Annotated in this window: 17 protein-coding genes; 10 read left to right on the top strand and 7 right to left on the bottom strand. The window is 70.9% G+C overall.

The window, feature by feature from the left end:
- Positions 1-53: 53 nt before the first annotated feature.
- On the top strand, positions 54-893 hold the full coding sequence (locus F0U47_RS15755; protein WP_188111386.1) for a sigma-70 family RNA polymerase sigma factor: 840 nt from the start codon (positions 54-56) through the stop codon (positions 891-893).
- Between the two features lie 64 nt (positions 894-957).
- On the opposite strand, the gene F0U47_RS15760 is transcribed toward F0U47_RS15755, so the two are convergent.
- The 3 genes from F0U47_RS15760 to F0U47_RS15770 are packed head-to-tail and all read right to left on the bottom strand — an operon-like array spanning position 958 to position 3,456.
- On the bottom strand, positions 958-2,142 hold the full coding sequence (locus F0U47_RS15760; RefSeq protein ID WP_149751436.1) for an alcohol dehydrogenase catalytic domain-containing protein: 1,185 nt from the start codon (positions 2,140-2,142) through the stop codon (positions 958-960).
- Between the two features lie 31 nt (positions 2,143-2,173).
- The gene (locus tag F0U47_RS15765) at positions 2,174-2,383 is read right to left on the bottom strand and encodes a CDGSH iron-sulfur domain-containing protein (protein ID WP_246159658.1); all 210 of its coding nucleotides are present in this window, start codon (positions 2,381-2,383) and stop codon (positions 2,174-2,176) included.
- A complete protein-coding gene (locus F0U47_RS15770; protein WP_149751437.1) occupies positions 2,380-3,456 on the bottom strand; it encodes an iron-containing redox enzyme family protein in 1,077 nt (358 codons plus the stop codon). Before F0U47_RS15770 ends, F0U47_RS15765 begins: the two co-directional genes overlap by 4 nt.
- A gap of 84 nt (positions 3,457-3,540) precedes the next feature.
- On the opposite strand from F0U47_RS15770, the gene F0U47_RS15775 reads away from it, so the two are divergent.
- On the top strand, positions 3,541-4,269 hold the full coding sequence (locus F0U47_RS15775) for a PAS and ANTAR domain-containing protein (protein ID WP_149751438.1): 729 nt from the start codon (positions 3,541-3,543) through the stop codon (positions 4,267-4,269).
- Between the two features lie 206 nt (positions 4,270-4,475).
- Here the strand turns inward: F0U47_RS15775 and F0U47_RS15780 are convergent, their stop codons facing one another.
- Positions 4,476-4,736, bottom strand: a complete 261-nt coding sequence (locus tag F0U47_RS15780) for a hypothetical protein (protein ID WP_149751439.1) — start codon at positions 4,734-4,736, stop codon at positions 4,476-4,478.
- A 152-nt stretch (positions 4,737-4,888) separates the two neighbouring features.
- Between F0U47_RS15780 and F0U47_RS15785 the strand changes: the two genes are divergently transcribed.
- The 4 genes from F0U47_RS15785 (at position 4,889) to F0U47_RS15800 (ending at position 7,254) form a co-directional block, all read left to right on the top strand.
- Positions 4,889-5,749 carry an SDR family oxidoreductase gene (locus F0U47_RS15785; RefSeq protein ID WP_149751440.1) on the top strand — a complete coding sequence of 287 codons (861 nt, stop codon included), beginning with the start codon at positions 4,889-4,891 and terminating at the stop codon, positions 5,747-5,749.
- A gap of 36 nt (positions 5,750-5,785) precedes the next feature.
- Positions 5,786-6,430 carry an RsmD family RNA methyltransferase gene (locus F0U47_RS15790; RefSeq protein ID WP_149751441.1) on the top strand — a complete coding sequence of 215 codons (645 nt, stop codon included), beginning with the start codon at positions 5,786-5,788 and terminating at the stop codon, positions 6,428-6,430.
- A complete protein-coding gene (locus F0U47_RS15795) occupies positions 6,427-6,903 on the top strand; it encodes a DUF6328 family protein (protein WP_149751442.1) in 477 nt (158 codons plus the stop codon). The genes F0U47_RS15790 and F0U47_RS15795 overlap by 4 nt, the downstream gene beginning before the upstream one ends.
- Positions 6,904-6,984: 81 nt before the next feature.
- Complete coding sequence (locus F0U47_RS15800; protein WP_149751443.1) at positions 6,985-7,254, top strand: DUF7218 family protein; 270 nt, start codon at positions 6,985-6,987, stop codon at positions 7,252-7,254.
- 17 nt (positions 7,255-7,271) lie between these two features.
- On the opposite strand, the gene F0U47_RS15805 is transcribed toward F0U47_RS15800, so the two are convergent.
- The 3 genes from F0U47_RS15805 to F0U47_RS15815 all read right to left on the bottom strand — a co-directional run bounded on the left by F0U47_RS15805 (position 7,272) and on the right by F0U47_RS15815 (position 10,070).
- Entirely contained in the window at positions 7,272-7,778 is a 507-nt protein-coding gene (locus F0U47_RS15805) for a hypothetical protein (protein WP_149751444.1), read from the bottom strand.
- 2 nt (positions 7,779-7,780) lie between these two features.
- The gene (locus F0U47_RS15810) at positions 7,781-9,595 is read right to left on the bottom strand and encodes a dolichyl-phosphate-mannose--protein mannosyltransferase (protein ID WP_149751445.1); all 1,815 of its coding nucleotides are present in this window, start codon (positions 9,593-9,595) and stop codon (positions 7,781-7,783) included.
- Between the two features lie 151 nt (positions 9,596-9,746).
- Positions 9,747-10,070 carry a GIY-YIG nuclease family protein gene (locus F0U47_RS15815; RefSeq protein ID WP_149751446.1) on the bottom strand — a complete coding sequence of 108 codons (324 nt, stop codon included), beginning with the start codon at positions 10,068-10,070 and terminating at the stop codon, positions 9,747-9,749.
- A 198-nt stretch (positions 10,071-10,268) separates the two neighbouring features.
- Here F0U47_RS15815 and rsmI point away from each other — a divergent pair, with 198 nt between their 5' ends.
- The 4 genes from rsmI (at position 10,269) to F0U47_RS22055 (ending at position 14,280) form a co-directional block, all read left to right on the top strand.
- Complete coding sequence (rsmI, locus tag F0U47_RS15820) at positions 10,269-11,111, top strand: 16S rRNA (cytidine(1402)-2'-O)-methyltransferase (RefSeq protein WP_246159659.1); 843 nt, start codon at positions 10,269-10,271, stop codon at positions 11,109-11,111.
- Complete coding sequence (locus F0U47_RS15825; RefSeq protein WP_246159660.1) at positions 11,101-11,943, top strand: alpha/beta fold hydrolase; 843 nt, start codon at positions 11,101-11,103, stop codon at positions 11,941-11,943. The genes rsmI and F0U47_RS15825 overlap by 11 nt, the downstream gene beginning before the upstream one ends.
- Positions 11,940-12,788, top strand: coding sequence for a TatD family hydrolase (locus F0U47_RS15830; RefSeq protein WP_149751448.1), 849 nt, complete (start codon positions 11,940-11,942; stop codon positions 12,786-12,788). The genes F0U47_RS15825 and F0U47_RS15830 overlap by 4 nt, the downstream gene beginning before the upstream one ends.
- A 280-nt stretch (positions 12,789-13,068) precedes the next feature.
- The gene (locus F0U47_RS22055) at positions 13,069-14,280 is read left to right on the top strand and encodes a resuscitation-promoting factor (RefSeq protein ID WP_281291005.1); all 1,212 of its coding nucleotides are present in this window, start codon (positions 13,069-13,071) and stop codon (positions 14,278-14,280) included.
- The last annotated feature ends 56 nt before the right edge of the window (positions 14,281-14,336 follow it).

The raw sequence follows: 14,336 nt of genomic DNA on the forward strand, positions 1-14,336 counted from the left end.
TGCGTGGCCCAGCCAACCGCCACGCCTCGCTCCCGACCTCGGAGTGTGTGAACGTGTCTACTTCAACCCTTTCGGAGCCCGCTCATCCCCTGACCAAGACAGAGCCGGAGCCGGTTCCCCCGGACGAGCGCAAGCGTCGTACCGCGGAGCTGATCGCCCTGGCTGCTGAGTGTGAAGGAGAGGAGCGGCAGCGGATTCTCGATCAGGTCATCGTCCTGAACATCCCGGTGGCCCATGCATTGGCGTCCCGCTACCGCAACCGCGGACAGGCGCGGGACGAGCTCGAGCAAGTCGCGTGCCTGGCCCTCACCAAGGCCGTGCACGCGTACGACCCCGCGCGGGGCGACGACCTCCTGGTCTTCGCCGTGCCGAGCATCCTCGGCGAGCTGAAGCGCTACTTCCGTGACGTCACCTGGACCGTGCGGCCACCCCGCCGGATCCAGGAGCTCCGCCCTCGCCTGACCGAGGCGGAGGAGGCGCTCACGCAGCAGCTCGGACGCCCGCCGCGGCCCAGCGAGATCGCTGACGCCGTCGGGTGCACGGTCGACGACGTGCTCGAGGCACATGAGTGCGCGACCTGCGCGTCCCCCGACTCGCTCGACGAGTCGCCGCCGGGAGAGTCCGGCTTCGCCTGGATCGACCGGCTGCCCGCCGCGGAGTTCGGCTTCGGCCGTGCCGAGGCGGTTGCCGTGCTCGCACCGGCCTGCCGGCGCCTGAAGGCGCGGGACCGGCGGATCCTGCACATGCGCTTCTACGAGCAGAAGACGCAGCAGCAGATCGCCGACGAGCTCGGTGTCACCCAGGTGCAGGTCTCTCGCCTGCTGCAGCGGATCCTGACGGATCTGCGGCGCGCCATCACCGGGCGCAACACCACCCCGGCCAAGGCGGCCTGAGCCACGGTCGAGTTCCGGCCCTGACCGCCTCGCGCAGCGCGGTCAGGGCCGGAGCACGTCCGGGTCAGGGTCGGAACACGACCTTGACCATGCCTTCCTTCTTGTCCCGGAAGTCCCGGTAGGCCTCCGGCGCGGCGTCCAGCGGCAGGTGGTGGGTCGCGAAGTCCTCGACGCCCAGCACATCCTCGTCCTGGAGCAGCAGGTCGAGGATGTCGTCCGACCAGCGCCGGACGTTGGCCTGCCCCATCCGAAGCTGGACCTGCTTGTCGAACATCTCCATCAGGGGCATCGGGTCCATCGCGCCGCCGTACACGCCGACGACGGAGACCGTCCCGCCCCGGCGCACGGCGTCGAGGGCCAGGTGGAGGGCGGCGAGGCGGTCGACTCCCGCCTTCCTGAGCATGGGCTCGCCGAGTCGGTCGGGGAGCAGCCCGATCGCCTTCGTGAGGCCCTCGATGATCGGCGAGCCGTGGGCCTCCATGCCGACCGCGTCGATCACCGCGTCGGCGCCCCGGCCGGACGTGGCACCGCGGACGACGTCGAGCACCTGGTCGTCGGGGCCGAGCATCGGCAGCGTCTCGGCGCCGTACGACGCCACCCGGCCCAGCCGGTCGGGGACCGGATCGGCGACGAGGACCCGGCAGCCGCGCTGGAGCGCGATCCGCGCCGCCATGTCCCCGATCGGGCCGGCCCCGAGGACGAGCAGGGTGTCGCCCTTGTCGACGTCGGCGTACTCCACCGCCTGCCAGGCGGTCGGCAGCACGTCGGAGAGGAACAGGAACCGGTCGTCGGGCGGGCCGTCCGGCACCTTGATCGGCAGCGTGTCGGCGAACGGGACCCGCAGGTACTCCGCCTGGGCGCCGGGCACCGCGCCGTAGAGCTTGCTGTAGCCGAAGAGGCTGGCGCCCGTGCCCTGGTCGACGTTCTGGGTGGTCTCGCACTGGCTCTGGAGCCCTTGCTCGCACATCCAGCAGGTCCCGCAGCTGACGTTGAACGGGACGACGACCCGGTCCCCCTTCGCGAGGGTCTGCACGTCCGGGCCGACCTCGAGGACGACGCCCATCGGCTCGTGCCCCACGATGTCGCCCGGCTCCATGAAGGGTGTCAGCGGGTCGTAGAGGTGCAGGTCCGAGCCGCAGAGCCCGGTGGAGGTGATCGCGATGATCGCGTCGTCGTTGCGCTGGAGTGTCGGGTCGGGGACCTCCTCGACGCTCATCTTGCGGCGTCCTTGCCAGGTCACTGCCTTCATCGTGCCTCCTGTCGCTATTGGGGCGCCCTGATCAGGGGTCGGGAGCGGGACGCGGCGCCTTGTGGGAGCTGTCGCACCAGGGCAGCCGGTCGGAGCGGTGGCACCGGCACAGCGCGACGACCGGGCGCTCGACCGGGTGGAGGTTTCCGTCCTCGTCGCGGACCTCGGTGGCACCGCGCAGCAGCATCGGCCCGCCGGGGCAGAGGGTCACCTCGAGCCGGGCGCCGTCGGCCGCGGTCACGACGCGATCCGGTCCGGCTGCTCGCGGAGCCGTGCCAGGAGCCGGTCGGCGGCCAGCGTGTCGATGGTGAGGCACGCGGCCGCGCCCAGGATCACGTCCGCAGCCAGGTCCGGCTCGGCGTCGACCAGGTTGCCGCACAGCCCGGTGATCGCCACCTGCTCGTGCACGGAGTCCGCCTCGACGTGCTCGACGTAGTAGTCCACGACCGAGGCCGGGAGCGCGAGCCGCTCGGCGCCGTCGGCGATCAGCCGGCACGGGATCGAGCTGGTCGCCTCGAACGCCGCCAGGTGCCCGGCGGCGGCCCCGCGGAGCCGGCGGTGCAGGTTGAACAGCGTCGTCACGTTGACCGACGCCAGGGTGAGCGCGTCCGCGTCGTCGACGTACGACGCCAGCCCGGTCGGCATCCCGAGGTCGGCCAGGGCGCGGGCGAAGATGTCGGCGTGCAGGCGGTCCGGCCGGCCAGCCCCGAACTCGTCGTACAGGATCTCGGCGAGCGCGGTCTTGGCCCCTCCGCCGATCCGCGGCAGCAGGAAGCACTGGGCGTCCGACTCGCGCAGGTGATAGACCGCGCGCTCCGCGAGGTAGTCGAGGAACTGGTCGTGGCTCGCCTCCCGCGCGAGGAACGCCGGGAGCTCGGGCTCGGTGCCGCTGATCGTCATCCGGCGGAGCTCGGTGGCGACCTCGGACGAAGTGGTCGGCATCGGGTCGGGGAGCTCGACCAGGTCCCGGACTGCGGTCTCGAACACCGTCTCGAGCCGGCGCCGGGCGCCGAGGAGATCGGGATCCCACTCGAGGGTGTCGTCCACCCCGGCGAGGCCCCGGTGATGAAGCTCGTAGAGGACCCACAGCGCGAGCTGGAAGTCCCGGTCGTGCACCGGGTCCGTCACCGCGCGCACGTCGGAGTCAGTCGGGAACGACCGTCGTCCGGCCGACGCGGTCAGGCCGGAGACGACGGACTCGGACAGGGTTCCGCACGGGGTCGGAAGGGTCATCGGGCCGTTCGGCGGGGCCTGCTTGCCCTCGCTGTCTGCGGACCGCGATAATTGACGGCGCAGGGTGTGGCGGCTGCTCATCGGTCGGCCTCCTCTGGTGCGGTTCCCGATACCCGGGGGGATCCGACCGCATACGGTGGCTCGGGGCGATGAAGGAGGTCGGGGTTGGAGCGTCAGAACACGCCTGCAGCGCGTCGCGAGCAGAGCCTGGAGGCGGTGCCGGAGACGATCGTGCACCCCTACGAGGACGAGGACGTCCGGCAGACCGGCCGGTTCGCCTACGACGTGCGCCACGACCGGTGGGAGTGGGACGACGACGTCTTCGCCATCCACGGCTACCAGCCGGGGGAGGTCGAGCCGACGACCGAGCTCTTCTTGAAGCACAAGCACGACGGCGACCGCGACCGGGTGGAGCAGACGTTCAAGCATGCAATCGCGACCGGGGAGCCGTTCAACCTCTACTACCGGATAAGAGCCAGCGACGCCGAGCGCCGCGTGGTCGTCGTGGGGGAGGGCCTGCGCGACGCGGACGGCCTCGTCGAGAAGCTTGTCGGCTACTACCTGGACCTCACTCCGGAGTTCGCTGCTGAGAACGCCGCTGCAGCGGACGCGGCGGTGGCCGCCGCGGCGGCCGCTCGCGACACGATCGAGCAGGCCAAGGGCGTGCTCATGCTCGGCTACGGGCTCGACGCGGACGCTGCGTTCGCGATGCTGCGGTGGTGGTCACGCAACCGCAACGTGAAGGTGCGGGAGATCGCGGAACGGCTGATCGAGGTGGCCCGGCAGGGCCACTTCAGCCATCCAGGTCTCCGCGGGCTGCTCGACGGCCTCATCCACGACCTGACGACAGCACGTCAGAGGCCGGCCGACCGCCCAGGTACCAACCACGACTGAGGCGGGAAAAGCCTCGTCGGCCAGGGCGGTCGACCGGCGTCTCTGGGTGTCCCCCGGGGAGGGGACGGTGGGAACCGCGCACCACGGGGGGTGCACCGGGTTCTACGTCAGCGCGGTCCCCACCAGCAACAGTGCGCCGAGCACGACCACCAGGACGATCACGAAACCCACGACCATCAGGGGACGGTTGCTGGACCGGATCGTCGTCATGCGTTCAACCTCTCGCGCAGCAGCTCCTTGGCGAGCTCTGCGCCTTTCTTGCTGTCGGTCTGAGCCTTGGTGAACAGCTCGACCAGCTTGTCGTCGCCGTCGGCCTCGGCGTCGGCGATGTACTGCTCGAGCCGCAGCGCGTTGGACAGGCAGGCCTGGAGGAACCACACCAGGTCGTAGTCACGATCCCGGGTGCCGGTCACCTTTCCTGCGTCGACCAGGCCGGCGTCGGTGACATCCGGATCGAAGGTCGTCATCAGGAGCTCTCCTCTCCGTTGTTCCTCGAGCGTCGTTTCTCTCGTCAGGGCGGTACCCCGCGGTGCGGGCGGCATCCGGTGCAGCGCGGGAGCCGTCCCCCGAGGGGGACCCGATGCGAGTGAGAACATCGCGCACGGGTACCGGCGATCTCATGAGCGACGTCCAATTCCCAGCCCAGCAGCAGGAGCCGCCCGGCCTCACCGGCGAGATGCGACCGGAGCCGGACCACGGCGAGCAGAGCTACGTCGGTCACGGCCGGCTCGAGGGTCGGATCGCCCTGGTCACCGGGGGTGACTCCGGGATCGGACGGGCAGTCGCGATCGCCTACGCCCGCGAGGGCGCGGACGTCGCGTTCACCTACCTGCCCGAGGAGCAGGAGGACGCCGACTCGACCGCGACCCTCGTGCGCAACGCCGGGCGGACGCCCCTGCAGCTGCCGCTCGACCTCTGCGAGCGCGCAGCCTGCGACGAGGCCGTCGAGCGCACCGTCAGCGAGCTCGGCGGGCTCGACATCCTCGTCAACAACGCCGGCTACCAGATGGCGCGCGACCACGCGATCGAGGAGTACGACGACGAGCGGATCGACCGCACGTTCAAGACCAACCTCTACGCCCTGCTCTGGCTGTGCCGGGCGGCCGTGCCGCACCTGCGGAAGGGCCCGGGGTGCATCATCAACAACACCTCGATCCAGGCGTTCGAGCCGTCGCCGAGCCTGTTGGACTACGCCGCGACGAAGGCCGCGATCAACAACTTCACGGTGAACCTCGCGGCCCAGCTCGGCTCGGACGGGATCCGCGTCAACGCGGTCGCTCCCGGTCCGATCTGGACGCCGCTGCAACCCGCGACGCAGGAGCCGGAGAAGATCGAGAAGTTCGGCGCCGACACCCCGCTCGGGCGTGCCGGGCAGCCGTCGGAGGTCGCGCCGGCGTTCGTCTTCCTCGCCTCGCCCACCGACGCGTCGTACGTCTCGGGCACGGTCCTCGGCGTCACGGGGGGCAAGCCCGTCTTCTGATGGCATGCGCGCCCGGGGAGTGGGTACCTCGGGGCCATGACCACGCTGGACGTGTCGACCGAGGTCGCCCAATTCGGCGAGCTTCGGATCCTCTGGGACCGGAGGGTGCTGCGGCCGCGGCCGTGGACGACGGCACAGAGTCACTGGGCAGCGGCGCTGTCGCCGTACTGCCCGGACGGTCCCATCCTCGAGCTGTGCTGCGGGGCGGGCCAGATCGGCCTCCTCGCGGCATCCCTGACCGGTCGATCGCTGATCCAGGTCGACCGTGACCCCGTGGCTGCTGCGTACGTACGCCGGAACGCGGCAGCCACGGGGATCGCTTCCGATGTGCGCACGGCTGCGCTCACCGACGCCCTGGGCGACGACGAGCGCTTCGGGCTCGTCATCCTCGACCCGCCCTGGGTCCCCTCCGCGCAGGTCGAGGAGCACCCGGAGGACCCGGTCGGCGCCATCGACGGCGGCATCGACGGGACCGACCAGCTGGTGCTCGGTCTCGGGGTCGCGCTGCGCCACCTCGAGCCCGGGGGCCATGCGATCGTGCAGGTCGGGACCGAGGAGCAGGTAGAGATCGTCCGCGCGCTGCTCGACGGTGTGGACGGCCGCGAGGCGCGCTGGGCGGTGCTGGAGGTGCGCGACTACCGGCCCGGCGGCCTGCTGCTGGACATCGGACACCGGACGTGAGCCTCGACGAGTCCGAGAAGTCCGCGGACCCCGACGAGCGGCCTTCCGAGCAGATCACCCGCAACTGGAACGAGCTCCTCCAGGAGCTGCGCGTGCTCCAGACCGGCGTCCAGATCCTCACCGGCTTCCTGCTGACCGTCCCGTTCACGGACCGGTTCGCCGATCTCGATGACCGGCAGCGCACGATCTACCTCGGCCTGCTGGTCGGGTCGGTCATCACCACCTGCCTGATCGTCGCGCCGGTCTCGTTCCATCGCGTCCTCTTCCGGCAGCGCCAGCGGCCGTGGCTGGTCTACGCCGCCCACCTGTGCGCGCGCGGCGGGCTGACCGCAATGGCCCTGGTCTCCGCAGCCGTCGTCCTGCTCGTCTTCGACGTCGTGGTCGGCACAACCGCGGCGACCATCGCGGCGATCGCTGTGCTGGCGCTGTACGTCGGCCTGTGGCTGGTCGTGCCACTCTTCGCGCGGAACTGAGCGGTCGTCCGGCGGGGGAGGTCGTTGGCGGCTCCCGGTGGTGGGTACTGCTCACGGGTCGTCGAGACGAGGAGGCGCACCATGCCCCGGAGCAAGCACGGACCCAGCATCAAGGACAACGAGACCTACGAGGCGCTCCGCCGCGACGGGGCGAGCAAGGAGAAGGCGGCGCGGATCGCCAACGCGCAGGCGGCCGAGGGGGAGAAGACCGTCGGGCGGCGGGGTGGCAAGGCCGGGTCCTACGAGGACTGGTCGGTCGAGAAGCTGCGGAAGCGGGCGGGCGAGATCGGGATCGAGGGCCGGTCCAAGATGCGCAAGGGCGAGCTGATCGACGCGCTCCGCAACCACTAGGCACCAGAGGTGACCAGCTAGGAGCAGTGCTCGGCCAACCACGCGCCGAACGGCGCGTCACCGGCGTCGTGGCCGTGCTCCTCATCGCCGTGCTCCTCGTGGCCGTGCTCGTCGTCCTCGCCCTCGGGAGCGACGTCCGCAGGCTCCGACGGCGCCACCGAAGGGGTGAACGACGCGTCGACGCTGGCCTGGATGTCGTCGAGGACGGCGTTGAGCTCGGTGTAGCCGGACGGGTCCAGGCTCTCCGGGACGCCGAGGGCCCGGAGCGCCTCGACGGCCTCGATGACGGTGGCGGAGGATGCCGGGCCCGGGTCGGCGACGTACTGCCCCTGCACGGCGACCACGTGCATCCAGCCGGCACACCACGCCACGTCCGACACGACGGGAGGCGCGGACGCCGTGGGTTCGGGGTCGGCGCCACTCGGCGTCGCCCCGTCGTCCCCGCCGCGCGCCAGGAGCAGCGCAACCACCACGACGACCAGCGCCCCAGCGACCACGACCAGGGCCACCCTGTGTCTCGACATCGTCACACCCATCGTGAGAACCAGATCCGATCGAGCCACTCGCTGCTGGTCAGGAGCCCGTTGGTCCAGATGGGCCAGAACCAGGCGTAGTTCACCAGCACGAGTACGACGAACGCCCCGCTGACGATCACCCCGATCGTGCGACGGGTCGACGGCAGGCGCGACGGCCCGATCAGCGTCCCGATCGACAGCGTCAGCGCCATCACGATGAAGGGGAGGATCGCGATGGCGTAGAAGTAGAAGATCGGCCGGTCGTCGTACTGCATCCACGGCAGCCAGCTGGAGAGGGTGCCGACGATGGCGACCCCGTATCTCCAGTCACGCGCGCCGAGCCACATCACCAGCGAGAACAGCAGGGCGATGCAGCCGCCCCACCAGATCATCGGCGTGCCGATCAGGAGCACCTGCCGGATGCAGTCGCTCCCCGCCGGGGCATCGCAGTCCTCGTCGCGGACCGGGTCCGGGTTGTCCTCGGGCGCCGGCGCATCCGGCGGGAGGATGTCGTTGGTCACCGCCACGCCCACCGGACGGTTGATGAGCAGCCAGCTCGACGGCTTCGACGCGTAGGTGTGCTCGGAGCAGTTCAGGAAGTGGGTGTGGAACGTGTAGACGTCCTGGTGGTAGTACCAGAGCGACCGCAACGACTGCCACGCCTCACCGATCCCGCTGGCGTCGTTCTCGGTCGCGGTCGGCCACCGCTTGCTGTCGTCGAGGTCGGTGGCCACGAACGAGTCGTCGTCCTCCGCGCAGTGGCCGTGGCCCGTGAACTGGCGGTACTGGGTCGAGCTCAGGTGCTCCTCGTACTCGCCCGCGTTGGCCAGCCAGCCGCCCCACGTCGCGATGTAGGCCAGGATCGCGATGACGACCAGGTGCAGGAACGCCGGCACCCCGTCGACGAGCGCGGACCTCAGGACGGGCCACCGGATCCCGAAGCTGCGGCGCCCGCCGGCCGACCAGAACCACACGACCAGGCCGAACGCCGCCAGCGGGTAGACCGCTGCCCACTTCGTGCCGATCGCGAGCCCGAACGCGACACCGCCGGCGAGCAGCCACGGCCGGAACAGCACGGACCGCACCGGGCCCCAGCGCCATTCGGCGGTCGAGCCTGTCGAGACCTCGTTCTCGGCGCGCGCGGCCAGCCGCCGCCGGAAGTAGTCCCGGTCGGCGACCACGCAGTGCACCGCGCAGAGCAGGAAGAACGCCAGGAAGATGTCGAGGAGCGCCAGCCGCGACAGCACGAAGTGCAGGCCGTCGAACATCAGGAGCAGCCCGGCGATGCAGCCGAGCACCGTCGAGCCCGTCATCCGCCGCAGCAGGCGGCACATCACGAGCACCATCAGCGCGCCGACGACGGCCGACGCGATCCGCCACCCGAACGGGTCCATCCCGAAGGCCTGCTCGCCCAGCGCGATCAGCCACTTGCCGACCTCGGGGTGGACGGCCATGGACGGGTCGCCGGTCCACACGTCCTGGACGTGCCCGGCGAGGATGTCGTCGTCGATCTTGTTCTTCTCGTTGCCGTCGACGTCGGTGAGGTAGGTCTGCGCGTAGCCGTTGTTGAGCAGCGACCAGGCGTCCTTGGCGTAGTACGTCTCGTCGAACGCGAAGCGGTCCGGCGTGCCCAGCTTGTACATCCGCAGCGCGAACGCCAGCACCGCGACCGCGATCGGCGCCAGCCAGCCGAGCGCCCGGTCGCTGAGCCGGAGGCCGCTGAAGGTGTTGCGCGCCCGCTCGACCGCGGGCGGCACCGGCCATCCCGCCGCGGTCCGCGACAGCCCGGCCCACCAGCGGGTGGGCTCCTGGTCGGTCGCGGTCACGAGCGTGAACTCTACGGTCCTGTGCACGCCGCTGGTTGAGGTGCGAGCGCAGCGAGCCTCGAAACCAAGGCGCGGGGTGGGGTTGTCGGCCGCTGGTTGAGGTGCGAGCGCAGCGAGCCTCGAAACCAAGGCGCCGTTCGGTGGAGACGGCTCAGTCGCTGAGCCGATCCTGTCCGTCGAGAATCCGGCGTCGGGCGGCCGGACGCTTCGCGAGCAACGGCAGCGCGTCCCACTCGCCGCGGATCAAGGCTTCGCGCTTCTTGCGGCTCCACCCTTGTACCTGCTTCTCGAACCAGTACGCGTCGTCAATCCGCTCGTACCACCCGCTCCAGGCGAGCTCGACCGGCCGTCGCCGGCGGGTGTAGACGGGGCCGAGATCGTCGCTGCTGTGCTCCGACAAGCGACGGTCGAGATCGACAGTGCTGCCGACGTAGTAGGAGCCGTCCGAGCAGCGCAGGATATAGGTCCAGGGCATGCGGTCAGGGTTGGCAGCGCAGCTGGGCTCGAAACGGCGCATGTGCAGGCCTGTGGACGACCACGGGTCAGGTGGTTTCGAGGCTCGTCGCTGGCGAGCGCAGCGAGCCTCGAAACCGAGGCGCGGGGTGGTTTCGAGGCTCGTCGCTAGCGCTCCTCGCACCTCAACCACCGGGTAGGCACCTGCAATGATCGGGACGTGACCTGTTCGGGCGTGCTGGTGCTGGCGGCGACGCCGATCGGGCGGGTGACCGATGCGCCGCCGCGGCTGGCGGAGGAGCTCGCGGGTGCGGACGTGGTGGCGGCGGAGGACACCCGGCGGCTCCGGCGGCTCACCACGGAGCTCGGCGTGGAGATCGGCGGGCGGGTGGTGTCGTACTTCGAGGGCAACGAGTCCGCCCGGACGCCGCAGCTCCTCGAGGCGCTCGAGAACGGCGACCGGGTGGTGCTGGTGACCGACGCCGGCATGCCGTCGGTGTCGGACCCGGGCTACCGGCTGGTGGTGGCGGCCGTCGAGGCGGACATCCAGGTGACCGCGGTACCCGGCCCGAGCGCCGTACTCATGGCCCTCGCGGTGTCGGGCCTGCCCGTGGACCGCTTCTGCTTCGAGGGGTTCCTGCCGCGGAAGGGCGGTGAGCGCTCGCGGCGGCTCGCCGAGCTCGCAGCCGAGCCGCGGACGATGGTGTTCTTCGAGGCGCCGCACCGCACCGGCGCGGCGCTGTCGGCGATGGCCGGCACCTTCGGCGACGACCGGCCGGGGGCGGTCTGCCGTGAGCTGACCAAGACCTACGAGGAGGTACGACGCGGGCCGGTTGGCGAGCTCGCCGAGTGGGCAGCAGACGGGGTGCGCGGGGAGGTCACGATCGTGGTCGCCGGTGCCCCACCGGCGACCGGTGGCGACACCGACCCGGCTAGCCTGCGGTCCGCCGTCGACGCACTGGTCGACGACGGGCTCAGCCGCAAGGATGCGATCGCCGCGGTCGCGAAGCAGACCGGAGTGCCGAAACGGGAGGTCTACCAGGTGGTGCACAGTGAGGACTGAGCGACGGATCAGCACGGTCGAGCGCGACGGGCTGGTGTTCGACGTGCTCGACGAGGGGCCGCTCGACGGCGAGCCGATCGTCCTCCTGCACGGATGGCCCGATCGCCCGACGACCTGGCGAGAGGTCACGCCGATCCTCAACGCGGCCGGCTACCGCACGTTGGCGAAGGACCGACGCGGGTTCGCGCCCGGTGCCCGCCCGAGGCGGCGACGTGACTACCGGCTGCCGGAGCTCGCCGCCGACGTGGCCACGCTGATCGACGAGGTCGGCGGGAGCGCCCACGTGGTGGGCCACGACTGGGGCGCCGCCACCGCGTGGGCGGTCGCCGGCCTCCACCCCGACCACGTCCGGACGCTGACCGCTGTCTCGGTGGCTCACCCGGCGGTCTTCATGGAGTCGATGCTGCGGTCCAACCAGCTGCTCAAGTCGTGGTACATGGCGCTGTTCAACCTCCCCGTCCTCCCCGAGCTCCTCGTCCGGACCCTTCCGGAGTGGTTCGACCGACAGCTGGTCAAGGGCGGCATGCGCCCCGAGGACGTCGCCCGGTTCCGTCACGAGATCATCGAGGAGGGCGCGCTGGCCTCGTCCCTCGGCTGCTACCGCGCGGTGCTGCTCACCGACCCTCGCGTCACCCGGTTCCGGGTGTCCGCTCCCACCACGATGGTGTGGAGCACCGATGACGTCGCCCTCGGCCGCTGGGGCGCCGAGCACAGCGAGGAGTGGGTCGACGGGCCGTTCGAGCTGGTCGTGCTGGACGGCGTGTCCCACTGGATCCCGACCGAGGACCCGGAAGCCCTGGCCGACGCGATCCTCGCTCGGGTGGCCCGGTGACCGCAGCCGACGAGCACGACCTCCCGCCGGTCCCGGAGCCGCTCCCGCACCCGGTCGTCGACAGCCACTGCCACCTCGACATCGGTCGCGGTGGCGAGCCCTGGGAGGCAGTGAAGGCGATCGAGGCGGCAGCCGCCGTCGGCGTACGACGGATCGTGCAGATCGGGTGCGACCTGCGGAGGGCGACCTGGGCGATCGAGGCCGCGCGGAAGCACCCCGAGATCGTCGCCGGAGTGGCATTGCACCCCAACGAGGCGCCGCGGCTGGCAGCGGTCGACGGCCTCGACGCCGCGCTCCAGGCGATCGGCGAGCTGGCGGCCGCGCACCCGCGGGTCCGGGCGGTGGGGGAGACCGGGCTCGACCACTTCCGCACCGGTCCGGAGGGGCGGGCCGCGCAGGTCGCCTCCTTCGCCTGGCACATCGACCTCGCCAAGCGGCTCGACAAGACCCTCGTCATCCACGACCGCGACGCGCATCGGGAGGTGCTCGACGTCCTCGACGCCGAGGGAGCGCCCGACCGGTGGGTGATGCACTGCTTCTCCGGCGACGCGGCGTTCGCCCGCGCCTGCCTCGACCGCGGCGCCTACCTGTCCTTCGCCGGCACCGTGACGTTCAAGAACGCAGCGCCGCTCCGCAACGCGCTCGTCGTCACGCCGCAGGACCGGCTGCTCGTCGAGACCGACGCGCCGTACCTCACGCCGCACCCCTACCGCGGCCGCACCAACGCGTCGTACCTCGTCCCGATGACGGTCCGGACCATGGCCGACGTGCGGGCTGACGACCTCGGCGAGCTCTGCGCGGCGATCGACGCCAACACCGAGGCGGCGTTCGGCGGCGCCTGGTAGCAGCCTGCTAACTGTAGTTAGCAAACGCCTGTGGTTCCTGGGGTGAAAGTGACCTGATCCGGGTGACTCGAGTCACCACGTGAGCGTGGAACGGGCGCCGCGGAGTTGCATTTGCCTGCTTGCTCTTGTTCTCGTAGATGCCAGACAGCCGGGATCGGGTGCACCACCGGCCAGCATCGGCACCGTCCGCCGTACGTATGAGGTACGACGGGGAGCCGCCTCGCTCGGGGGATGAACGCTGGCCAGCCCGAGGCCCGGGGAGTACGAAGTTCGGAGAATCGTGCCCGTTCACGAGCACCAGTCCCAGCACCTCCCGTCCGCAACCCCTGACTCGCCTCAGCCCTCGCTGAGGGCCCGCGCCGCCGCCGTCCTCGGCAGGGCAGCGCGTAGCCGGGTCGCCCTGATCGCCACCATCGCCGTCGTCCTGCTCGCCGTCGGCGGCGCGACCTACGGCTACACGACGATGAGCACGTCCGTCACCTTGTCGGTGGACGGCGAGGAGCGCGAGGTGCGCGCTCTCGGCGACACCGTCGGCGACGTCCTCGAGGCCGAGGGCATCGAGCTCACCGAGCACGACCTCGTCCAGCCGGACGTCGACGAGAGCATCTCCGAGGGCACTCGCATCGCCGTCCGCTACGGCCGCGAGGTCGAGCTGACCGTCGACGGCAAGACGACCAGCCACTGGGTGACCGCGACGTCGGTCGACGAGGCGCTCGGCCAGATCGGCGCCCTCTACCGCGGCGCCCGGCTGTCGACCAGCCGCGGCACCACCATCGACCGTGGCGGTCTCGAGCTCGAGGTCGTCACCCCGAAGAAGCTGACCGTCACGCTCGCCGGCAAGAAGGCGAAGAAGGTCTCGGTCCCGGCGCTCACCACGGCTGCCGCGCTGCGCGCGCTGGACGTGAAGGTCGACAAGCACGACCAGGTCTTCCCGAAGCTGGACAAGAGGCTGAAGGACGGCGACAAGGTCCGCTGGGTCGACATCGAGATCAAGACCAAGCGCGTCAAGGGCGAGTCCTTCTCGGCCGAGACGATCGTGCGTGAGGACGACTCCTCGCCCGAGGGCACCGAGACCGTCGTCCGCTCCGGTGAGTCCGGCATGCGCGACGTGGTCTACCGGATCCGCTACCGCAACGGTGTCGAGGTCAAGCGCACCACCGTCTCCGTCGACGTGACCGACAAGGCGGTCGCCGAGATCGTCGAGGTCGGCACCCAGGAGGAGGTCGCCACGACCAACTTCGCCAGCGGCGGCACCGTCTGGGACGCCCTGGCGCAGTGCGAGTCGGGCGGCAACTGGGCCATCAACACCGGCAACGGCTACTACGGCGGCCTGCAGTTCTCGCTGTCCACGTGGCAGGCGTACGGCGGCCCCGGCTACCCGCACCAGCAGAGCCGTGAGACCCAGATCGCGATCGCGGAGAAGCTCCGCGCCGCGACGGGCGGCTACGGATCCTGGCCGCACTGCTCGGCGCAGCTCGGCCTGCCCCAGTAGTGGGGTGCAGCAGTCGAGTGCAGTGATGCGGTTCTGAAGCGAGGCACTAGCCTCCC

The organism is Nocardioides antri, from assembly GCF_008373765.1.
Lineage (GTDB): Bacteria > Actinomycetota > Actinomycetes > Propionibacteriales > Nocardioidaceae > Nocardioides > Nocardioides antri.

Coding starts and splice junctions, on each gene's coding strand:
- F0U47_RS15785 (WP_149751440.1), top strand. CDS start 4,889: ATGAGCGACGTCCAATTCCCAGCCCAGCAGCAGGAGCCGCCCGGCCTC.
- F0U47_RS15815 (WP_149751446.1), bottom strand. CDS start 10,070: ATGCCCTGGACCTATATCCTGCGCTGCTCGGACGGCTCCTACTACGTC.
- F0U47_RS15800 (WP_149751443.1), top strand. CDS start 6,985: ATGCCCCGGAGCAAGCACGGACCCAGCATCAAGGACAACGAGACCTAC.
- F0U47_RS15790 (WP_149751441.1), top strand. CDS start 5,786: ATGACCACGCTGGACGTGTCGACCGAGGTCGCCCAATTCGGCGAGCTT.
- F0U47_RS15760 (WP_149751436.1), bottom strand. CDS start 2,142: ATGAAGGCAGTGACCTGGCAAGGACGCCGCAAGATGAGCGTCGAGGAG.
- F0U47_RS15770 (WP_149751437.1), bottom strand. CDS start 3,456: ATGAGCAGCCGCCACACCCTGCGCCGTCAATTATCGCGGTCCGCAGAC.
- F0U47_RS15780 (WP_149751439.1), bottom strand. CDS start 4,736: ATGACGACCTTCGATCCGGATGTCACCGACGCCGGCCTGGTCGACGCA.
- F0U47_RS15805 (WP_149751444.1), bottom strand. CDS start 7,778: ATGTCGAGACACAGGGTGGCCCTGGTCGTGGTCGCTGGGGCGCTGGTC.